Origin of the sequence: Gimibacter soli (assembly GCF_028463845.1) — a bacterium.
Taxonomy (GTDB): Bacteria; Pseudomonadota; Alphaproteobacteria; order Sphingomonadales; family Kordiimonadaceae; genus Gimibacter; species Gimibacter soli.
The window spans coordinates 1,288,835-1,311,056 of sequence record NZ_CP116805.1 but is presented as its reverse complement, the minus strand read 5'-3'; the positions used below and the strand labels follow the sequence as shown (position 1 = coordinate 1,311,056).

The window sequence follows — 22,222 nt, the reverse complement described above, 5'->3', positions numbered from 1 at the left end:
GCCAAGGAGGACAGGCCATGAAGTTGCTCCCTCGCCTCTCCCGTGTCCTGCCCATCCTTGGCTGGGCCCCGTTATATAGCCGCGACCAGCTGGCAAGCGACCTGACGGCCGCCGTGATCGTGACGATCATGCTGATCCCCCAGTCGCTCGCGTACGCCATGCTCGCCGGCCTGCCACCGCAAGTGGGGCTTTATGCCTCGATCCTGCCGCTTGTTTTCTATGCCCTTTTCGGCACCAGCCGGGCGCTGGCGGTTGGCCCCGTCGCCGTCATCTCGCTGATGACCGCCGCTGCTGTCAGCCGCATCGCCGAACCCGGCACCATCGGCTATGTGGAAACCGCAACAGCACTTGCCGTGCTGTCTGGTGTTTTCCTCATTGGCATGAGCGCATTACGCCTCGGCTTCCTCGCCAATTTCCTGAGCCATCCGGTGATATCCGGCTTCATCACAGCCTCGGGCATCCTGATCGCCGTCAGCCAGCTTGGCACCATTTTCGGCATCAAGGCGGGCGGGCATACGCTCGTGGAGCAGCTGGACGGGCTTGTCAGCCAAATGGGCGAAACGAACGTGCCGACGCTGGTGATCGGTGCGCTCAGCGTGGCTTTCCTCTATTTCGTCCGCTTGCGGCTGAAAAGCGTGCTGATCGCGCTCGGGATGGGCAAGCGCCTCGCGGACGTTATCACCAAGGCAGGCCCCGTGCTGGCCGTTACCGCCACCACGATTGCGGCCGCCGGCTTGGCGCTGGAAGACAAGGGCGTGAAAATCGTCGGCACTGTGCCAGTGGGCCTGCCCGGCCTGCAGCTGCCGATCCCGAGCCTTGGCCTCGTCGCCGAACTCGGGCTCGCAGCCGCCCTTCTGAGCCTCATCGGTTTTGTCGAATCCGTATCGGTTGCACAGACACTTGCCGCCAAACGGCGCCAGCGGATCGATCCCAATCAGGAACTGGCGGCGCTTGGTGCGGCCAACATCGGCTCGGCGATGAGCGGCGGCTATCCGGTCACCGGCGGCTTCGCGCGGTCTGTCGTCAATTATGATGCGGGCGCCGAAACCCCGGCGGCGGGCGCCTTCACGGCGGTTGGCATCGCCGTCGCCACCCTGTTCCTGACGCCGTATCTCTATTTCCTGCCGAAGGCGACACTCGCCGCCACCATCATTGTGGCTGTCCTGTCGCTCGTTGACTTTGGCGCCATCCGCCGCACCTGGATCTATTCGAAAGGCGACTTTGCCGCGATGGCCGCCACCATCCTGATCACACTGCTATCCGGCGTTGAAAACGGCGTGGCGGCGGGTGTGGTGCTTTCGGTCGTGATCCTTCTTTACCGTTCCAGCAACCCGCACACGGCGATTGTCGGGCTGGTACCGGGGACCGAGCATTTCCGCAATGTGAACCGCCACAAGGTGGTCACGAGCCCAAGCCTCCTGACGCTTCGGGTCGATGAAAGCCTCTATTTCGCCAACGCGCGGTTTCTTGAGGACCGGATCTACGATCTGGTCGCCGCCAACCCCGCACTTCGCCATGTGGTACTGATGTGCCCGGCGATCAACGCGATTGATGCAAGCGCGCTGGAAAGCCTTGAAGCGATCAACGACCGCCTGAAAGACAGCGGCGTGACCTTCCATCTGAGCGAGGTGAAAGGCCCGGTGATGGACCGGCTGAAACGCTCGCATTTTCTGGGTGCCCTGACCGGCAAGGTTTACCTCAGCCAGTATCAGGCAGTCTTGGACCTCGCCCCCCGCATGACGAAGGAGGACGAGGCCCTGGAAGAAGGGGCGGGGATTTAGTCCACCTTCTTCTCGTCTTTCTTCGCGCCCGCCGTCCGGGCTTCACACTTGCCGAGAACATAGCAGTCGTACCAGGCGATATAGCGCTGGTAGCGGTCCTTCACAAAGCTTGGCCGGTCGATACCGTGATCTTCATCCGGGTAAACAACCAGTTCGGTCGGGATACCGCGGCGTTTGAGCGCCTGATACAGCTGCTCGGAGTTCTGGATCGGTACGTTCCAGTCTTCCTTGCCGCCCATCACCAGTGTCGGCGTCGTCACCTTGCCGACATCATTGAAGGGGTTGATCTTCTCCCACGTCTCGCGGCTCTCCCACGGCAGGCCGAGCTCGGCTTCCCATGTCAGCTGATAGATATCGTGGCCATAGTTGGCGGTGTAATTGACCTCGCTCGCACCCGAAATCGCCGCCTTGAAGCGTGTCGATTTTGTGATCACGTAATTGGTCATGATACCACCATAGGACCAACCGCCGACGCCGAGCTTGTCCGCGTCCGCCACGCCCATGGCGATAGCTTCGTCAACCGCTGCCATTTCGTCAGCGAAATCCTTCACGCCCCATTCTGCAAAGATGGCGGCGGAGAAATCTTCACCGTGCCCGGTCGATCCGCGCGGGTTGGGGGCAAGCACCGCATAGCCTGCCGCCGCCAGCACCTGCATTTCCTTGTCGAAGCCGACCGAATGCTGGGCCACAGGCCCGCCGTGCGGCCGCAGGATCAGCGGCATCTTCGTGCCCGCTACATAGTTCGGAGGAAGATAGAGATAGGCTTCAACCGGGGTGCCATCGGCGCTTTTCGCGGTGATCTTCTGCACGCTCGCGAGCGTGATACCGGCCAGGCGCTCGGCGTTGCGGTCATCAAGGAGGGCCCAGCCCTTGCTGCCAAGCTTGCCAAGCGCATCCGGGCGTTCGGGCGTGGCCCGCGTCGTGATCACTTCGCCTTTCTTGCTGATGGCAAAATCGCCAGTATCGCCGCCTGCCGGATCAAGCCGCGTGACCTTGCCCGATTTCACGTCGACCGAAATCAGCGGAAACTCGCCCGCGTCTTCAGCAACCGCCAGCACGGCCTTGCCGTTCGGCGTGAATTCCGGCTTGTAGACCATACGGTCATAATCTGCCGTCAACACCTTCGGCGTGCCGCCCTCGGCCGGGATCACGGCCAGATGTTGGGTGGCATACCAGATTTTATCGAGCGTTGTGACGGTCGTGTAGGCGATGCTCTTGCCGTCCGGGCTCCAGGCGGGGCTGCCGTCCTGCCCCGGATGATTGGTCAGCTGCCGCAGCGGGCGGTCCTTCAAACCAGCTTCGGCCGACACGATCCACACATCGCTGTTCACATTGCCGTCGGGTTCCGCCGTCCGGTTGCTCTCGAAGGCAATGCTTTTGCCGTCCGGGCTCCAGGCCGGGCTCTCGTCGTCATAGTCGCCAAAGGTGATCTGTTCGGGCTCGCCCTTGCCGTCATAAAGATAAAGATGCGCGCGGCGACGATCGAGATAGCCCACGCCATCCTGCTTGAACTGCAGCCGGTCGATCACCCACGGCTTCGGCTTGTCCTTGCCGTCCTTGCCTTTTTCAGCTTCAGGCTCGCGGTCGGTGATGGTCAGGAGCATGCGGCTGCCATCGGGCGACCACAGATAATCGTCCACGCCGCCCTTGACTTTCGTGTGCTGGATGGCCTCGCCGCCCCGCCGGTCCAGCAGCCAGACCTGCGTGCCGGCGTCATCACCTTCGCCTTCCTTGTTGGCAAGAAAAGCAAGATAGCGCCCGTCGGGCGACCAGCGCGGGGACCGTGCGCAAGTCGCAGGCGCCGTCATCGGCAGCTTTTCCTTGCCGTCCGCCGAGACCATCCAGATCTGGCTGGCGCCACGATCGCCTTCAAGGTCATAGCCATACACGCGGTAGGCGATCCAGCGGCCGTCCGGGCTGATGGCCGGGCTTCCCACGGCCTCGAGTTTCATGGTGTCGTCGACGGTCAGGACGCGCGGCGCTGTATCCGCCCATGCGCCTGTCGCGAGCATTCCCCCCAGCAGCAAGGCTGCGGTGCTGATCATTTTGGTCTTCACGATTTCCCCCCAATGCGCTGCCCCTGCAGCATCTCATGACGTTCGCATTACGGAATTGTGATCATTTTGTTTGCCTGATGGCAAGACTCCTGCTTAGCTCGTCAAACCGAAGTTTAGGTAAAAAAGTCCAAACCATACGGTCCGGACAGTTCATGGGCGAAGGCTGCATTAACGACATCACGATCGGAAACCAGAAAGCAGCCAGCCCCCTAACAGGGAGTGGAAGCAGATGACCAATCACCTTACCTACCGGCGGCATGCGCGCATGCTGCTCGGCGGCGTTGCCCTCGCCAGTGTCATGGGCAGCACCGCAACCGTCTCAGCGCAGGAAGCCTCTGGCGACGGTGAAGAACTGAGCCTCGAAGAAATCGTTGTTACCTCGCGTAAACGCCAGGAAATGCTCGTCGAAGTACCGATGAACATCACGGCCGTTAACGCCAAGGAAATCCTGAAACGGAACCTTATCAACAAGGAAGACGTTTACCGCACGGTGGCGGGTGCCGCCAATCCGCGCGGCGAGCTGATCCTGCGCGGCCTTTCGGGCGGCAACGACTCGACTCCGAATACCTCGAGCTCGTTCACGGATGACATTCCGTACGACTTCGACGACCTTTTCGACATCGAACGTGTTGAAGTCCTGCGCGGCCCGCAGGGCACGCTCTATGGCTCCAACGCCATCGGCGGCACGGTACGCATCATCACCAACAAGCCGCGCCTCAACGAGGTTGAAGCTTTCGGTGCTGCGGTCTTTGAAAACGAGAAGAACCGCCCCGATGTCGGCACCACCGTCTATGCCGGTGTGAACGTTCCCCTGATGGACGACAAGCTTGCCGCGCGCGTAACGGGCAAGGTAGCCGACCGCTCGGGCAAAATCCTGAACACGCAAACGGCTGACTATGGCTATGAAAAGGACATGTATGTCCGCGCCCAGATGCTGTGGCAGGCGAACCCTGAGACCGAAATCGTCCTCGGCTATGTTCATGAACGCAGCAAGACCAAGGGCTATGAATATGCCGACCGTTCGCGTCCCGGCTATTATTACGAAGCGCTCCTGACCGAAAACCCGGATGCGCTTTATGGCTACGACGTGGCCCTCGACTTCCCGTCCTGCTCGGGCGAGCGGCCGGAATGCCGCGGTGTCAATGACAGTATCAACCCGGACTACAATCCGAAGTTCGCGGTATGGGAAAGCCTGGACCCTTGGACCGACAATATGATGGACCTCGTCACGCTGCGCGTTGACAAGGAAAACATCTTCAAGGGTGCTGACCTTGTATATGCCGGTTCGTGGCGCCGTTTCGATCATGAGTCGCTCGACAACTGGTCGCGTTCGGACGCGAACGACATGTTCAAGACCTGGATCACCAACGACGATGGCCACAAGCGCTGGACCCACGAGATCCGCCTGCAATCTAACACGGCAGGCGCCTTCGACTGGACCATCGGCGGCTTCTATGATTCGGTCGATTACGGCAACCGCCCGGACGGGCAGTGGCAGTATCATGCGAGCGACAACAAGAGCCGCGCGATCGCCGCTTACCTCTGGGGCTATTATTGGGGCCTCGGTGATCCGAGCGAAATCGGTGCCCGTCTCTATGGCGATGACACCAAGAACTACAACTACAATCAGATCGAGCTGAAATCCCGCGAGATGGCCGTATTCGGCGAAGCAAGCTACCGGCTTGAAACCGAAGCTGCCGGTGCCTTCGAATTCACCGCGGGCCTGCGCTACTACGATCTGAAGGACACTGAGCATTCGATCGTTTCGGGCATCTGGATCGGCGACGAGCCGAGCGAATCCGAAACTCGTGGCGAGGACGGCAAGGAAAACGGCACCCGCAAGAAATTCGGTGTATCGTGGATGCCTTCGGATGAAATGTCGATCTTCGCCATCTATTCGGAAGGCTACCGTCCGGGCGGCAACAACGGCCCGACCCCGCCGGCAGACTGCCGGAATGACGAAAACGTCGGCTCGTATGTGAACCGCTACAATTCGGACAAGATCAAGAACTACGAGGTCGGCTTCAAGGGCTTCCTCATGGATCGTCGTCTGCAGGTTTCGTCCGCCGTGTACCAGATCGACTGGACCGGCGTACAGACCAGCGTTTACATGCCAACTTGCGGCTTCTCCTACACCGCCAACGCGGCTTCGGCCCGCTCCCGCGGCGTGGAGTTCGAGAGCACGGCTCTCCTGATGGAAGGCCTGACCCTCAGCGTCAACGCATCCTACACGGACAGCAAGATGACCTCCGACGCACCGGCTATCGGTGCCGAGAAGGGCGACGACATGACGATGGTGCCGAAGTACAACTATTACATCGCCCTCGACAAAGAGTTCGATCTCTTCTCGAAAGAGGCTTCGGTTCGTGCAGAGCTTGCCGGCTACGGCAGCTACAAGTCGCACTTCGACGTCCTCGATTCCGATACGTCGCCGCGCTATGAGGTTGTCAACGTTTCGGGCTCGGTGAATGTGAACGAGAATGTTCGCCTCAGCCTCTATGTGAACAACCTGCTCAATACCGAGATCATCGAATACAAGCGGTCGCGCTATCGCAGCGAATGGGCGCTTGGCGAGAAATACTTCTATTATGGTGCTGAACGCACCGTCTCGCTCCGTCTCGACTTTACCTTCTAAGGTATTTGAGCGTACCCATAACGGCGGGCCTTCGGGTCCGCCGTTTTCTATTCCGCCGGAAGGATATTCATGTCGTTGCCCCCCTATGCTGCCGAAGTTGATGCTGCTGCCCGGATGATCCGTGAGGGCCGCCCGCTGGATGCTGCTGCAAAGCTGGCGCCGCTCGCCGCCGACCACCCTTCCGATGAAATTCTCCTCAGCCTTCATGGCACTGCGCTGATGCGCGGGGGCGATATGCCGGCCGCACTCGCCGCGTTTGAGCGCGCCGTGGGCCACCATCCACGCTCACGCGATGCCGCCGCCGACCTCGGCTTCGCTGCCATGCAGGCTGGCGTGCATGACAAAGCCATTGAAGCGTTTGAGCGCGCCGTGGGGCTGGACCGCAGCTTCTATCCCGGCTGGTGCTTCCTCGCGCGCCTGCATCTTGAAATGGATGACAAGGAACGCGCCTTCGCGGCCTACCGCGCTGCCCTCAATACCGATCCCTTCGTCAAAGACGGGGCCGCCATCGAAGATGCCATGAAAGCCGAACGATACGGCGAGGCCGAACGCATCGCCCGCGCGCTCCTGTCGCGCCAGCCCGGTTATCCGCCCGCGGCCCGCACGCTCGCCACGCTGGCCGGGCAAGTGGGGGCGCTTGAGGAAGCGCCGAAAATCCTTGGCTATGCCGTGCCCCTTTACCCTGCCGACATACCGCTCCGCCGTGCCTTCATCGTCTCGCTCGAGGAAGCGGGCGACTATAAGGGCGCCATCGCTGAAGCCGAAAAACTGACCCACCTGATGCCCGGCGATGTGGGCAGCCACCTGACCCTTGGCCGGGTGCATGGTCATGCGGGGCAGTATGAAGCCTCGCTTGCTGCCTATGACGCCGCCCTGCCTCTGGCTGGCGATCCTGAAGAGTGCGGCCGCATCGCCCTTCTGCGTGGGCATATCCTGAAAATCCTCGGGCAGCGCGACGAGGCCATCGCCGCCTACACGGAAAGCGCCAAGGTTGTGCCCGGCAACGGCGCCGCCTGGTGGGCGCTCGCTGATATGAAGACCTATCGTTTTTCGCCCGAAGACCGCCAGCATATGGAAACGCTGGCAACGGACGAAGCGCTGAAAGGCGAGCAGCGCTCGCAGGCCGCTTACGGGCTCGGCAAGGCGTTCGAAAATGACGGCGACCACAAATCCGCCTTCCGCTGGTACAGTACAGGCGCCCGCCTCCGCCCCGATATCCGGTTTGACGTGGGCGAAAATGATGCCGTCATCAACGGCCTGGTATCCGCCTTCAGCCGTGACAATCTGGCTATGACGGCGCCTGCCGACTCGGCCCTGCCGCGCCCGATTTTCATAGTCGGCCTGCCGCGGTCAGGTTCTACGCTCATCGAGCAGATTCTGGCGAGCCACAGCCAGATCGAAGGCACGATGGAACTGCCGACGCTGCCACAGATCGAACGGCATATGCGGATTGCAGCGGGCCAGAAGGCGGGCGGCGAATGGCCGGCCAATATAGGCGTGCTGACAGCCGATGAACTGGCGGCCTTTGGACGCGCCTATATAGAGGAAACGGCCCTTTTCCGCACCGGAAAGCCCTATTTCATCGACAAGCTGCCGCCGAATTTCGAACGTGTCGGCCTCATCCACAAAATCCTGCCCGGCGCCGTCGTCATCGATGCGCGCCGCCATCCGATGGACACGGGCTACAGCGCCTTCAAGCAGCATTTCGCCGGTGGCCATGAATGGAGCTACGACCTCGCCCATATCGGCGCGCACTATAATGCCTATCTGCGACTGATGGATCATTGGGCCAAGGCCCTGCCCGGCCGTGTGCTGACCGTGCAATATGAGGAAATGGTGGCAGATACTGAAGCCACCGTCCGCGCTGTCCTCGATCACGTCGGGGTGGCGTTCGAGCCCGCCTGCCTTGAATTCCACAAAAATGACCGCGCCGTGCGCACCGCAAGCAGCGAACAGGTCCGCCAGCCGATCTACCGGAAAAGCGTGGCCGCATGGCAGCAGGTGGAAGCTGAACTGAAGCCGCTCGCCGAAGCCTTGGGGCCTGCCACCCTTGCCCGCTTTGAAAGTTATATCCCGAAGGTGTGATGCAGCGCGGCTTTACGGCCCCATGGGGCGTTGCTAAGGTCGCGCCATGAACCTTCTGACCAATATGCCGGACGCGGACACAGGCAACCGCCCCCTGATCGACCCCTTAGGGCGGACGATCACCTATCTGCGCGTGTCCGTCACCGACCGCTGCGATCTCCGCTGCGCCTATTGCATGCCGCAGGCCATGACCTTCCTGCCGAAGGCCGAACTGCTGACGCTTGAGGAACTCGATACCCTGATCCATGCCTTCATGCGGCGCGGGGTGCGGAAAATCCGGCTCACCGGCGGCGAACCGCTGGTGCGGCGCGGCATTGAAACACTGATCGAGCGGCTGGGTGCGGAAGTGAAAGCCGGCAACCTTGATGAACTGACCCTCACGACGAACGGCACCCAGCTTGCCACCCACGCCGAAACACTCGCCAAGGCCGGTGTGAAACGGATCAATGTGTCGCTCGACACACTCGACCCCGACACCTTCGCCCGCCTTACGCGCCGGGCTGTCCTTTCGGACGTGATCGCCGGGCTTGATGCGGCACAGGCGGCTGGCCTTTCCATCAAGATCAACACGGTCGCGCTCAGCGACTATAATGCCCATGAAATCCCGGCGCTGATCGAATGGGCGCACGGGCGCGGCATGGACCTGACACTGATCGAGACCATGCCGATGGGCGAAATTGATGGCGACCGGATGGACCAGTATCTGCCCCTTTCAGAGGTCCGCAGCCAGCTTGAAGCCAAATGGCGGCTTACCCCCATTCCCCATCGCACCGGCGGCCCGGCGCGTTATGTGCGGGTGGAAGAAACCGGCGGGCGCCTTGGTTTCATCACGCCGCTCACCCACAATTTCTGCGATGGCTGCAACCGCGTGCGCCTCACCTGCACCGGGCGGCTTTATATGTGCCTGGGGCAGGACGACGCCGCCGATTTCCGCGCCCTGATGCGTGCCGGCATCGACGCCGCCGGCCTTGATGCCGCCATCGACGAAGCCATCGGCCGCAAGCCGAAGGGCCATGATTTCCATATCGACGCCACCCACCGCGATTCCGCCGTCGCAAGGCAGATGTCGGTCACCGGCGGCTGAGGAGACTTTATGGCTGGGATCGATGAAAGCCTCACCTTCAAACCGGTGCGCATCGCCGTACTGACTGTATCCGACACCCGCACGCTGGAGACCGACACTTCGGGCAGCACGCTTGCCGCGCGGATCGAGGCAGACGGCCATATCCTCGCCGACCGCGCGCTCGTAAAGGACGACAAGGCCGAGGTGGAGGCCATCGTCACCCGCTGGATCAATGACCCGGCGGTGGACGCGATCATCACCACCGGCGGCACCGGCCTCACCGGCCGTGATGTCACGGTTGAAGCCGTTCGGCCGCTTTTCGAGAAGGAAATCGAGGGCTTCTCGGTGATCTTCCATCAGGTGAGCTACCAGACGGTCGGCCTTTCCACCCTGCAATCGCGGGCCTCTGCCGGCCTCGTGCGCGGCACCTTCATCTTCCTGCTGCCGGGCTCTACCGGCGCGGTGAAGGACGCATGGGACAATATCCTGAAGTTCGAGCTCGACGCGCGCTACCGGCCCTGCAATCTTGTCGACATCATGCCCCGCCTGATGGAACGCTGAGATGATCCGCACCGCCGTCATCGGCTATGGCGCCTCGGCACGCATCTTCCACCTGCCTTTCATCGACCTTGACCCGGCTTTCGAGCTTGTCGCCGTCTCCTCACGGCAGGCGGAGCTCCGCACCGACCATCCCCATATCCATCACTATGAGACGGGGCCGGACCTGATTGCGGCTACGGACGCCGACCTCATCGTCATCACGTCACCGAACGACAGCCACTTCCCTCTCGCCCGGGCCGCCCTTGAAGCCGGTAAACATGTGCTTGTGGAAAAGCCGATTGCGATCAGGTCCCGCGAAGCCGCTGACCTGATCAAACTGGCCGAAGCCAAGGGACTCACCCTCAGCGTTTTCCATAACCGGCGTTTCGACGGCGATTTCATGACCTTGGTGGAGCTTGTTCAATCAGGAGCCGTCGGTGAAGTTCGGAGTCTCGAATCCAGATTCGACCGTTTCCGCCCGGTTGCCACCAAACGCTGGCGCGAGGCAGCAGGGCTTGGCAACGGTATCCTGTTCGATCTCGGGCCACACCTGATTGATCAGGCACTTGTGCTGTTCGGCTTGCCGGACGCCATCACCGCCCGCTGCCGGACCTTACGCGAGGACACCGAAGCGACCGACTGGTTCCACCTGCTGCTGCATTATGGCGACAAGGAAGTTTCCCTGCATGCGAGCCCGTTTGTGGCGGCGCCGAACCTGCGTTTCGCGCTTGATGGCACAATGGGCAGCTGGCGCAAATATGGCCTCGACCCGCAGGAAGCGGCCCGCAAGGAAGGCCGCCTGCCCATCGGCGATAGCTGGGGCAAGGAAACGCCAGAAGACTATGGCTTCCTCTATGACGGCGCAGCCAGCTGCCCGGTGGAAACAAAGGCCGGGGATTACCGGCTTTACTACCGCGCACTCGCTGACGCCATCCTGAACGACGCACCGGTGCCTGCAAGCCCCCGTGACGCACTCGCCGGCCTCCGCCTGATCGAGCTTGCCTTGGAAAGCAGCGAAAAGGGCTGCACAATGCCGGTCCCCGCCACCCTCAGGGATATCTGACATGGAAGATGCGCTTGTCCTGACCGAACGCGATGGCCCGATCTTCATCGTCACCATCAACCGGCCGGAAAAACGCAACGCCGTGGACCGCCCCACCGCGAATGCCCTGCGCGCCGCGTTCGAGACGTTCGAGGCCGACGACAGCCTGAAGGTCGCGGTCCTCACCGGTGCCGGCGGCAATTTCTGTGCGGGCGCCGATCTCGCAAGCGTGGGCGACCCCGAGCGCGGCAACGAAGTGGAACCTACCGGCACCGGTCCCGGCCCGATGGGGCCAAGCCGGATGGAACTTTCAAAGCCCCTGATTGCAGCAATAGCCGGCTATGCCGTGGCGGGCGGGCTGGAACTCGCGCTCCTCGCCGATCTGCGCATTGCTGAGGAAAGTGCTGTCTTCGGTGTTTTCTGCCGTCGCTGGGGTGTGCCACTGATTGACGGCGGCACCGTACGCCTGCCGCGCATCGTCGGCCAAGGGCGCGCGCTCGATATGATCCTCACCGGACGCCCGGTGAAGGCGGATGAAGCTCTCACTTTTGGCCTTGCCAACCGTGTGGTGGCGGATGGCACGGCGCTCATCGCCGCCATCGCACTCGCCAAGGAAATCGCCGCCTTCCCGGAGATGTGCATGCGCGCCGACCGCGCCTCGGCGCTCGGCCAATGGGACCTTGGCTTCCGGGATGCCCTCACGGCTGAGGGCAAAGGCGGATATCCTGTTCTTGCAGCAGAAGCCCATTCCGGCGCGCAGCGTTTTGCGGGCGGCGCCGGGCGTCACGGCAGGTTTGGTGACGGCACGGACCAGGGCTAGTCGAGCCGGTGGAAATACATCGCATCAAGATCGGTGACCGATCCCTTGCTGCCGGCGGTATAGATCAGCCGGAAGCCGGTGATCTTATCGCCCACCATGTCGAACTTCGCGATAAAGTCAGCGTCCGCCGTCGGGTCATCCCACTTGATCAGGGTTTCATCGGCAGCGATGGGCCGCATCTTGCCCTTGAAGGCCGCCATGCGGGCCATTTCAAAACCAAGGCTGCCATCTTCCCGGCGAGATATCATTACGCTACCGTACCATTCATCTGCGTAGGTTCCGATATAGGCTTCTTCAGGTGCTGCGAGCGGCATGGTTTCCGGCATCGGAGGCGGGGTGAAGGGCTTGCGGGCGAAGGCGGCGATCCAGTCCCTGTCCGCCTCTTCGGGCGCCAGATACTGCATCAACAGCGCCTGCATCACGGCGGACTGCGGCCCGCTGTTTGTCCCGTTGCTCAGGAGCGTGATGCCAAGGCCGATTTCCGGCACCAGCATCACCTGCGACTGAGTGCCGAGAAGGGCGCCGGTGTGCGACACGGTCTGATGCCCTTTCACATCAGCCACCCGCCAGCCGAGCGCATAACTGCGCGCACTGGTGCCGTCGCGTTCCTTGTCCCGCGCCGAAACCGGCATCGGGGTCACGCCCGCCCACATTTCAGCGACCCGTTCAGGCGCGATCACACCCGCACCACCATCCAGAAGAGCCGTCATCCAGCGCGCCATGCCTTCGGCGTTGCAGGCGACACCACCCGCCGCTGCCATGACAAGTGTACCGGTGCCGAGCCGGTTGCGATCAACCCGAAGGGGCTTGCCCTGATAGGGCACATAGGGCTCTGCCGCGTCGGCGAGGGCCGCTTTCGGCACCTCGCCCGCGTAACAGTCGATCCCGAGCGGCTTCATCAGCCGCGCCTCGACAAAATCCTCGTATGGCATGCCGGATAACGCCGCGACCAGCTCCCCCGCCACCACATAGAAGGCATTATTGTAGGCATATTTGGCGCGGAAAGGCGCAACCGGGGCAAAGCGATGCAGGTTCGCGATCACCTCGGCGCGGCTGAAGCCCGATGGCATCGGCCACAGCATGAAGTCCCCTGCACTCGCCGGCAGGCCGGACCGGTGGGTCAGCATGTCTTTCACGGTGAACATATCGGTCACCGCCGGATCATGCAGCCGGAACGCCGGCAGGTGGGTGACAAGCCTGTCGTTCCAGCCAAGCTTGCCTTCGGAGACAAGCAGCGAAAGTGCGGCTGTCGTGAAGGCCTTGGTCGTCGACCCCAGCCGGAAATAGGTGCGGCTATCCACGGGCAGCCCGGCGGCAACATCGCGCAGGCCGTATCCCTTCATCAGCTGTATCTCGCCGTCCTTGACGACGGCTATGGCCATGCCCGGCACATCGAACGCGGTGAGCGCCTTCGGCACCAGCGCGTCAAGCGCAGCTTCATCCGGCACACCGGCAACTGCCGGCAGGCTGAGGCAAGCGGCAAGGGCGACGAGCCGGGCTGACCGCCAAAGGATCACAGCACCACCGCCCCTGCGATGATGTACGCGACGATGGTGATGGCTGCTGCGGTGAGGGCATAGGGGATCTGGGTACGGACATGCTCGAGATGGTCGCAGCCGGAGGCGAGCGACGAGACGATGGTGGTGTCCGAGATCGGCGAGCAATGGTCGCCGAACACCCCGCCGCCCAGAACAGCCGAGAGGATGAAGGCAGGCGGCAGGCCGAGCGTCTGCACGATCGGCATGGCGATGGGCACGAGGATCGCGAAGGTGCCCCACGAGGTGCCGGTGAAGAAGGACATCAGCGCGCCCGCAATGAAGAGCGCCGGGGCGATCAGGATGGGCGTCATGCCGTCGCTGACGATCCCGGCGATGAAGGCCCCGGTGCCGAGCGCCTTGAGGCTGGCCCCGAAGGCGATCGACATCAGGAGGATCAGAACGACCGGCATCAGGTCATTCATGCCCTTGAGGCCGATCTCCACCAGTTCCTTGTGACCGAAGCGCCGGTCGATGACCAGAAGGAGATAGGCAACAAGGCAGCCGAGCACGGTGGCATAAAGGATCGAGCGTGAGCCGCTACCCGCCGCGATGCTCCCGTTCCCGGTCCAGAGCATGAAGCCGACCATCCCGAAGATCATGGCGAGCAGCGGCAGGATCATGAAGCGGGAGCGGGTCGGGGCATATTCATGGCCGCCGTCCGTTGCCTCATGGGCGTCGGGACCGATGCGGCCTTCCGAGGCCTTCACCCGGCCAAGGGGGCCATGGAAGCGCCCGCTTGCCACCGAATAGACGATGATGGCGAGGGTGATGAGGGCATAGAAGTTGAAGGGCACGCTGCCCCAGAGGACCGAGGCCGAACTGACCCCGAGGTCATAACCGCCCAGAAGCGCCAGCACGAAGGCGCCCCAGCCATTCAGGAGAATGAGGATACAGATGGGGGCCGAAGTACTGTCGACGATATAGGCGAGATGGGCCCGGCTGAGGCCGTAGCGGTCATAAAGCCCGCGCGACAGGAGCCCCGAGGCCAGGACGCTGAGGTTGGATTCGACAAAGATGACCGTGCCGGTCACCGCGGTCAGCCCCAGCGCCTGCCGGCGGGACTTCACGAGCCCCATGCCGACCACCCGGTCGATCACCGCAGCCACCCCGCCGGAGCGGTACATGAAGGCGAGGAGCGACCCGATGAGGAGGGCGAACACCAGCACCCGGGCATTATCGGCGTCCGCCACCACGGCGACGATCCGGTCGATGGTGGCCAAGGCCCCCAATCCCACCGACGCCACCGGACCACCAGCGCCCCCCGACACCAGAAGCAGCAGTTCCGACACAAAGAGACCCACCAGCAACGCCGAAAGGACCTCCTTCTTCCACAATACCAGTGCCAGAACCAATAATGGCGGTAGAACGGTGAGCCAGCCTTCCATACTTCCCCCGGAATAGCAGTCGATCAGGCCGCCCAAGGTGCCGGACAAATGCCTGAGGTGCAAGGCAGGTGCCGCCCACCGCACAAAATATTTACGCCCGCGCCGGGGCATGCAATGGTGGCGGAAATATCACTTCAGGAGTATCAGCGGGTATGCGGATTACGGGTTACAGGCTTGGCCTCCTGAAGGTTCCGCTCGTCACGCCCTTCAAGACCGCGCTCCGCAGTGTCGATACCGTTGAAGATATCGTCTTGAAGCTTGAAACCGACGCGGGCATCTGCGGCTGGGGCGAGGCGCCACCGACAGCGGCCATTACCGGCGAAACGCACGAGAGCATCCTTCGGGCCCTGCGCACCCATTTGCTGCCCGGCCTTGTCGGCCGTCCGGTTGACGAGCCGCCTGATTTCAGCGCCCTGCCGCCGGGCAATACGAGCGCACTGGCCGCGACCGAAATCGCGCTTTTTGACCTGCAGGCGCGGGCGGCGGGCAAGCACCTTGCAGCCTTCCTGGGCGGTGGCCCACTGAGCATCGAGACCGATATCACCATCAGCCTTGATAGTGTGGAGAAGATGGAAGCGGATACGCGCGCGGCCATCAAGGCAGGCTTCGGCATGCTGAAGGTGAAGGTCGGCCGCGACGCGGACCTGGACCTCGCCCGCGTGAAAGCCGTGCATGCCGCAGCCGGTGACCGTGCCGCCATCCGGCTTGATGCCAATCAGGGCTGGACGGCGGAAGAAACCGTCCGGCTCCTGGACGCCATCGAAACCGCAGGGATCGAGCTTGACCTGATCGAACAGCCGGTGCCGGCGGCAGACCTTGACGGGCTTCTCTTCGTCAAGAAACGCACGCATGTGCCGGTGCTTGCGGACGAAAGCGCCTTCAACGCCACCGAGGCCCGCCGCGTGCTTGATATGGGGGCCGCCGATATCGTCAATATCAAGCTGATGAAAGCCGGTGGCATCCGGGGCGCGCTGGCGATTGTCGATACCGTCCGCTCCTTCGGTGCCAGCTGCATGATGGGGGCAATGATGGAATCCTCGATCAGCGCCGCCGCCGCCGCACATCTGGCTGCCGCCGCAAGCGACGTGATCACGCGGATCGATCTGGACGGACCCGCCCTTTGCACCCACGACCCTGCCAAAGGCGGCAGCCGGTTTGAGGGACCGTCCATCAGGCTCAACGAAACGCCGGGGCTTGGCATCAGCTCCGTCGCGAGCTTGACGTGGCTCGACTGAGGCGCGACAAAGCCGCAAGCCTTGGGACGAAAACAGCATGACCGACACCAGAAATCTCACCCGCGATGCCCTTGCCGCCATGGATGCCGCCGATCCGCTGGCACCCTTGCGCGACGAATTCGACCTGCCGGAAGGCGTGATCTATCTTGATGGCAATTCGCTTGGCGCCGCCCCGAAGGCCGCGATGGCACGGGCCGAGCGGCTGATCCGGCAGGAATGGGCGACCGACCTGATCAAAAGCTGGAACACCGCCGGCTGGTACGAACTGCCCCGGCGGCTTGGCAACAAGCTTGCCCCGCTTGTCGGTGCGGGCGACGATGAAGTGCTGGTGACGGATGCGACCGGCGTCAACCTGTTCAAGGTGCTGGCCGCCGCCCTTGCCCTGCGCCCCGAGCGTCGGGTGATCGTGATGGAAGGCAGCAACTTCCCGACCGACAATTATATGGCGCAGGGCCTTGTCGATTTTCTGGGGCGCGGCCACGAAATCCGCTTCGCCGAGAAAGACGAGATCATGGACGCGATCGACGACACGGTCGCTGCGGTCTGCCTTACCCATGTGCATTATAAAACCGGCCACCTTTTGGACATGGCCGCCATCACCGAAAAGGCCCACAAGGCCGGTGCGATTGCCATCTGGGACCTGTGCCACAGCGCCGGTGCGCTGCCGGTGGACCTGAACGGTGCCAAGGCCGATTTCGCGGTCGGGTGCGGCTATAAGTATCTGAATGGCGGCCCCGGTGCCCCGGCCTTCCTGTTTGTGGCCAAGCGCCATCAGGAAGCTGCCCGCCAGCCGCTGACCGGCTGGTGGAGCCACAAGGCGCCGTTCGATTTCACGCGCGACTATGCGCCTGCCCCCGCGCTCACCAAATTCCTGACCGGCACCCAGCCGATCACCAGCCTTGCCCTTGTGGAAGCTGGGCTTGATGTTTTCCTGAAAACCGACATGGCGGCTATCCGAAAAAAATCGCAGGCGCTGACCGGGCTTTTCATCGACCTCGCCGACGAACGCCTCGCCCGTTTCGGTGTCACGGTCGCCACCCCGCGCGACGCGGACGCGCGCGGCAGCCAGGTGGCGCTTTCCTTTGCAGATGGCGGCTATCCGGTCATCAAGGCACTGATCGAACGCGGTGTGATCGGCGATTTCCGGGCACCCGATATCATGCGCTTCGGCTTCACGCCGCTTTACACACGCTACACCGATGTGTGGGACGCCATCGAGACGCTCGCCTATATCCTTGATAGCGGCCTCTGGCGCGAGGCCCGCTTCCGGGCACAGGATGCCGTCACCTGATGGCTGCCCTTGCCGACACGGATGGCAAAGCAGTCGTCTGTTACGGCGAGTGCCTGATCGATTTTCTGGGCGGGCGAAACGCTGACGGCAGCCTTGCCCCCTTCACCCCCTATCCCGGCGGAGCCCCGGCCAATGTGGCGGTTGCCGTGGCACGCCTTGGCGGACGGGCTGCTTTTCTGGGGCAAGTGGGGACCGATATGTTCGGGGATTTCCTTGCGGACGCGCTTGCCCGTTACGGCGTTGATACCAGCCCGCTCGCCCGGCACGCGGCGGCGCCGACCAGCCTTGCTTTCGTATCACTTGATGCCAGTGGCGAGCGCAGCTTCAGCTTCCGCCGGGACGGCAGCGCCGATTTGGCCATCACCGCGAGCGATATCGACAGGCTTTGGCCTGCCCAATCGGCTTTCTTCCATCATTGCAGCAACATGCTGACAGATGTCGCGATTGCGGACGTTAGCGCCCATGCCGTCGCCCGCGCGAAGGCGGCAGGCGCGCTTGTCAGTTTCGACGCCAACCTCCGCCCCGCCCTGTGGCTGGATGGCAAGGTTGATCGTGCGTGCGTCGACACCTTCGCCCGCAGCGCCGATATCGTGAAGCTGGCGCGGGAAGAGCTTGAATTTCTCGCGGAAGGGTCAGCGGACGCCTATCTGGACAGCCTTCTGTCTTCAGGCGTGTCGCTTGTCTTCATCACCGATGGCGCGGCGCCTGCAAGGGTGAAAAGCCGGACGCATGATTTTGAAGTGCCCTGCCCCGAAGTGGCAGCTGTCGATACGACCGGTGCGGGCGATGCCTTCTGCGGCGGGCTTCTATATGCGCTGTCGCGTCTCGGCCATCTGCCGGAGGACCGGGAAACGCTGCAGGGCATCACGACCTTTGCCGCGGCTTGCGGTGCCCATGCGGTCACCCGGCAGGGTGCCTTTCCAGCGATGCCGTGCTTTACGAATGTGGCCGCCTGGCCGTTTGACTGAGGCAGCCTATTGCGGCGCCGGGCCGGTGGAGCCACGCCGCACGAATTTCGTGCCCATCATCACCGGCGTTTCGGTTTCCGGCTTCTCGCCCGATATCCGCTCAAGGAGGATTTCAACCGCCTTCATGGCCATCTGCTCCACGGGCTGGCGGATGGTGGTAAGCGCGGGTGAAACGGCGGAGGCGAGCGAGGTATCGTCAAAGCCCGAGACCGACAGGTCAGCCGGGACCCGCAGGCCCATTTCATCGGCCACGGCAATCACCGCTGCCGCCATATCATCGTTCGAGGCAAAAATGGCCGTCGGCCTGTCCGGCTGCGACAGGATCTTGCGGGCCGCCGTCAGGCCGCCCGAGAACTGATAGCCGCCTTCCGCCACCCATTCGGGCTTGGCTTCAAGACCGGCCTTGGCCAGCGCATCATTGAAGGCGCGCTGGCGCTCGCGCGCGTCGGCATGCTCGGGGTCCCCGATGATGAAACCGATCTTGCGGTGACCAAGCGTGATCAGGTGGCGGGTCATTTCGGTTGCCGCCGCATAGTCATCGATCTTCACCGATGGGATGCCGGGAAAATCACTGCTCGGCGAAATGCGCACCGCGGGAATATGGTGCCGCACCAATGTGTTGAGAAGCGAGGTATGATCGCACACCGGCGGGGTGAGGATCACGCCCGACAGCCGCACCCGGCTGATCAGTCGCTTCATCTGGGCAAGTGTGCCGGTACGCCCCAAAAGCTCCACCAGCACATGATAATCCGCCTTCTGGCCGGCGAGGAGCGTGCCGCGTTGCATGCCGGACAAGTAATCCCCGCGCGGGTCATCGAACAGCAGGCCGATCAGATAGGCGCGCTCACCGGCAAGGCTGCGGGCGTGCAGGTTCGGCTGGTAATCAAGCTTGTCGAAGGCTTCCTGCACGGCGGCGAGTTTGTCGGGGCTGACATATTTGCCGCCATTCAGCACGCGGCTGACGGTGGTGACGGAAACACCGGCCACGCGGGCGACATCAATGATTGTCGGCTTCGACTTCGGTGCCATTCCGTATCCTTGGGGCTGAAAACTCGCCCGTCATATGAAAACGCTTTCAGGGAATGTGTCAAGCATCCCCAGTCCCTTATCCCCCGAAAAGACCGCCCAAAAAGGGAACGGGGAGGCCGCAACCGTTGCAGCCTCCCCGTTTGGCACCGGAGCGTGAAGGCCTCAAGGGAAGGGACAGGCCTTCACACCCTCTTCGGTGAGATCAATGGTGATGTTCGCAACGGTTGCCTTCATCACGCCTGTCGCGGACAGACGGAAGGGTTCGGTCACATGGCTGAAGTTTTCGGCGCTGTCTGCAAGGCAGACAAGCGGCACGCTGACCTTGCGCCAGCCGGCAGCATCCGCTGCGCCAACATCCGGCACTTTGGCGAGCGAAACGTCACCGCCGCAATCCGCCCCGCAGCCGAAGCCAACGGCCATGGCATCAAGCTTGTCGGTTTTCAGCTCGAACGTCAGCGTGGCGCCGGCGGTGTAATAGCCGGACCAGTCAAGCACCGGTCCGTCGCGCAGCGCGAGGGCCGCGCGGTCGCCGGTCAGCCACTCGACGAGCAGCGCGTCGCCCTGCACATTCTTGTCGACCACATTGGCGCGCGCCGTGCCGGTGCGCAGCGCCGCATAGGCGCCGCTCAGCTGCTGGCCGGCGGTATCGTCGGTGATGAAGACAAGCCACGGGGCGAGCGGACGGCCCACATAAAGCGGGATATCGTCCATGCCCGGCGCTTTCACGCCTTCCACATCCTCGGCCAGTTTGCCCGGACCTTTGCCCTTGGCTTTATAGTCGAGGCCATAGCCGAGCGCGAACTGCGGGTCATAACCCTTCTGGCCCTTGTTCAGCGTGTCCTGCATCGGCGTTTTCGGCCACGAGAAGGAAAGGCGGCCGGTGAAATCATGACGCGGCTTGCCCTGTGCGTCAGCAACCAGCACATCGGCCAAACCGCCGCCCTCGCTGCCCGGCAGCCAGGCCGCGACAAAGGCGTCGGACGCATTGATTTCCGGGTTTACCCACATCGGACGACCGGAAAGGAAGACGGATACGACCGGGATGCCCTCGGCCTTCAGTTTCTTGAGCGTGGCGAGGGCGCGCTTGTTGCCGGGCTCGAACTCGAGCGTGTCGCGGTCGCCCTGCCCTTCGGCATAGGGTTCTTCACCGAACACCACAACGGCTACATCGGGCTTTTCCTTGTAGAAGCCGTCTTCCGAAAGTGTGGCGATACCGCCAGCAGCCTTCACAGCGTCAGCAATACCGCCATAGATGGAGGTAGCACCCGGGAAATCACTGTTCACATTGCCGGTGCCCTGCCAGCTGATCGTCCAGCCGCCGCTTTGCTTGCCGATATTGTCGGCCCCGTCGCCGGTGACAAGAATACGGGCCGACGGCTTGATCGGCAGCACACCGCCAGCATTTTTCAGGAGAACAAGGCTCTGGCGTACAGCCTGCCGCGCTACAGCGCGGTGTTCGGGCGAACCGATCACATCGTCACGCCCGGCAACGCCGCGGGTCGAGGGCTTGCCCCCATCGAAGAGCCCGGCGCGCAGCTTGACGCGCAGCATGCGGGCAACCGCATCATCCAGCCGCTGCATCGGGATATCGCCAGCCTTCACCTGCGTCAGTGTATGCTCGTAAAGGCCTTTCCAGTCCTCGGGCACCATGAAAAGATCAAGCCCCGCATTGATTGAAGCCGCACACGACACGTTGGTGCAACCCGGCACCTGACCATGACCGTTCCAATCCCCGACGATGAAGCCGTCAAAGCCCATGCGATCCTTCAGCACATCGGAGAGGAGATACGGGTTGCCGTGCATCTTGGTGCCGTTCCATGACGAGAAGCTCGCCATCACGCTTTGCGCGCCAGCCTCAAGCGCCGAGAAATAGCCGGGCGCGTGGATATCGCGGAGGGCCTTCTCCGGCATTTCAGCATTGCCCTGATCGTCCCCCGCCGTGGTGCCACCGTCCGCCAGGAAGTGTTTGGCGGTGGCAATCACATGGTTGCCATTCAGGAAATCGGGTGTACCGGGCTCGCCCTGCAGGCCAAGCACCATTTCGCGGGCATAGGATTTCACCAATGCCGGGTCTTCAGAATAGCTTTCATACGTGCGGCCCCAGCGATCGTTGCGAGCAACCGCCACGGTCGGCGCGAAGGTCCAGTCGATGCCTGTGGCGCGCACTTCACGCGCTGTCACTTCGCCGATCTTGCGGATCAGGGCCGGATCATGCATCGCGCCAAGGCCGATATTGTGCGGGAACAGCGTGGCGCCGATCACATTGTTATGGCCGTGCACGGCATCCGATCCCCAGATGATCGGGACAGCCACACCGCCATCTGCCGTATCGACAGAGGCCTCATAGAAGGAATCCGCAAGCGCCAGCCACTCGCCGGGTGTCGCATGCTTGTTCCTGTTCGGCAGCGAGCCGCCGCCATTGAGGACAGAGCCCAGATGATATTTGCGGATATCGTCCGGCGTCACGAACTGGATTTCGGCCTGCATCACCTGCCCGACCTTTTCCTCGACACTCATCTTGGCGAGGATTTCGCTCACCCGCGCTTCGATGGCAGCATCGGCCTTCACGGCAGACGCGACAACCGGCCAGCTGGCAGCGCCTTCATCGGCAGCCAGCAGCGGCGCAGGCGCCACGCTCATCATCAAGGCGGAAATGGCAAAGGCCTTGGCCGTGCGGCCAAAGGTCTGGTAGGCGGACATACTGGTCTCCCCAATCCCCGAAAGTCTGAACTTGCCGGATCGCGCGGCCCCAT

15 protein-coding genes are annotated in these 22,222 nt (G+C 62.7%); 10 read left to right on the top strand and 5 right to left on the bottom strand.

The window, feature by feature from the left end; translation table 11 throughout:
* Positions 1-17 precede the first annotated feature (17 nt).
* Positions 18-1,781 carry a SulP family inorganic anion transporter gene (locus PH603_RS06125; protein WP_289505134.1) on the top strand — a complete coding sequence of 588 codons (1,764 nt, stop codon included), beginning with the start codon at positions 18-20 and terminating at the stop codon, positions 1,779-1,781.
* On the opposite strand, the gene PH603_RS06120 is transcribed toward PH603_RS06125, so the two are convergent.
* Positions 1,778-3,838, bottom strand: a complete 2,061-nt coding sequence (locus PH603_RS06120) for a S9 family peptidase (RefSeq protein ID WP_289505133.1) — start codon at positions 3,836-3,838, stop codon at positions 1,778-1,780. The genes PH603_RS06125 and PH603_RS06120 overlap by 4 nt on opposite strands.
* A 229-nt stretch (positions 3,839-4,067) precedes the next feature.
* Between PH603_RS06120 and PH603_RS06115 the strand changes: the two genes are divergently transcribed.
* From PH603_RS06115 to PH603_RS06090, 6 genes are all read left to right on the top strand, one after another.
* Entirely contained in the window at positions 4,068-6,473 is a 2,406-nt protein-coding gene (locus PH603_RS06115) for a TonB-dependent receptor (protein ID WP_289505132.1), read from the top strand.
* 69 nt (positions 6,474-6,542) lie between these two features.
* On the top strand, positions 6,543-8,558 hold the full coding sequence (locus PH603_RS06110) for a tetratricopeptide repeat-containing sulfotransferase family protein (RefSeq protein ID WP_289505130.1): 2,016 nt from the start codon (positions 6,543-6,545) through the stop codon (positions 8,556-8,558).
* Between the two features lie 46 nt (positions 8,559-8,604).
* Positions 8,605-9,642, top strand: coding sequence for a GTP 3',8-cyclase MoaA (gene moaA / locus PH603_RS06105; RefSeq protein ID WP_289505129.1), 1,038 nt, complete (start codon positions 8,605-8,607; stop codon positions 9,640-9,642).
* Between the two features lie 9 nt (positions 9,643-9,651).
* Positions 9,652-10,182, top strand: a complete 531-nt coding sequence (gene moaB, locus PH603_RS06100) for a molybdenum cofactor biosynthesis protein B (protein ID WP_289505127.1) — start codon at positions 9,652-9,654, stop codon at positions 10,180-10,182.
* Between the two features lies 1 nt (position 10,183).
* Entirely contained in the window at positions 10,184-11,224 is a 1,041-nt protein-coding gene (locus PH603_RS06095) for a Gfo/Idh/MocA family oxidoreductase (protein WP_289505126.1), read from the top strand.
* 1 nt (position 11,225) lies between these two features.
* A complete protein-coding gene (locus PH603_RS06090; RefSeq protein ID WP_289505125.1) occupies positions 11,226-12,023 on the top strand; it encodes a crotonase/enoyl-CoA hydratase family protein in 798 nt (265 codons plus the stop codon).
* Here PH603_RS06090 and PH603_RS06085 read toward each other — a convergent pair.
* Both PH603_RS06085 and PH603_RS06080 read right to left on the bottom strand, forming a co-directional pair.
* Positions 12,020-13,540, bottom strand: coding sequence for a serine hydrolase (locus PH603_RS06085; protein ID WP_289505124.1), 1,521 nt, complete (start codon positions 13,538-13,540; stop codon positions 12,020-12,022). The genes PH603_RS06090 and PH603_RS06085 overlap by 4 nt on opposite strands.
* Positions 13,537-14,946 carry a Na+/H+ antiporter NhaC family protein gene (locus tag PH603_RS06080; protein WP_289505123.1) on the bottom strand — a complete coding sequence of 470 codons (1,410 nt, stop codon included), beginning with the start codon at positions 14,944-14,946 and terminating at the stop codon, positions 13,537-13,539. Before PH603_RS06080 ends, PH603_RS06085 begins: the two co-directional genes overlap by 4 nt.
* Before the next feature lie 152 nt (positions 14,947-15,098).
* On the opposite strand from PH603_RS06080, the gene PH603_RS06075 reads away from it, so the two are divergent.
* Genes PH603_RS06075 through PH603_RS06065 form a run of 3 tightly spaced genes read left to right on the top strand, consistent with a single transcriptional unit; the run spans position 15,099 to position 18,440 of the window.
* The gene (locus PH603_RS06075; RefSeq protein ID WP_289505122.1) at positions 15,099-16,181 is read left to right on the top strand and encodes a dipeptide epimerase; all 1,083 of its coding nucleotides are present in this window, start codon (positions 15,099-15,101) and stop codon (positions 16,179-16,181) included.
* Positions 16,182-16,218: 37 nt separating this feature from the next.
* Positions 16,219-17,472, top strand: coding sequence for a kynureninase (gene kynU / locus PH603_RS06070; RefSeq protein WP_289505121.1), 1,254 nt, complete (start codon positions 16,219-16,221; stop codon positions 17,470-17,472).
* Positions 17,472-18,440: a carbohydrate kinase family protein gene (locus tag PH603_RS06065; RefSeq protein ID WP_289505120.1), complete on the top strand. Its 969-nt coding sequence runs from the start codon at positions 17,472-17,474 to the stop codon at positions 18,438-18,440. Before kynU ends, PH603_RS06065 begins: the two co-directional genes overlap by 1 nt.
* Before the next feature lie 6 nt (positions 18,441-18,446).
* Here PH603_RS06065 and PH603_RS06060 read toward each other — a convergent pair whose 3' ends face one another.
* Together PH603_RS06060 and PH603_RS06055 are read right to left on the bottom strand one after the other, a co-directional pair.
* Positions 18,447-19,469 carry a LacI family DNA-binding transcriptional regulator gene (locus tag PH603_RS06060; protein ID WP_289505118.1) on the bottom strand — a complete coding sequence of 341 codons (1,023 nt, stop codon included), beginning with the start codon at positions 19,467-19,469 and terminating at the stop codon, positions 18,447-18,449.
* 162 nt (positions 19,470-19,631) lie between these two features.
* Positions 19,632-22,169 carry a glycoside hydrolase family 3 protein gene (locus tag PH603_RS06055; RefSeq protein ID WP_289505117.1) on the bottom strand — a complete coding sequence of 846 codons (2,538 nt, stop codon included), beginning with the start codon at positions 22,167-22,169 and terminating at the stop codon, positions 19,632-19,634.
* Positions 22,170-22,222 lie beyond the last annotated feature (53 nt).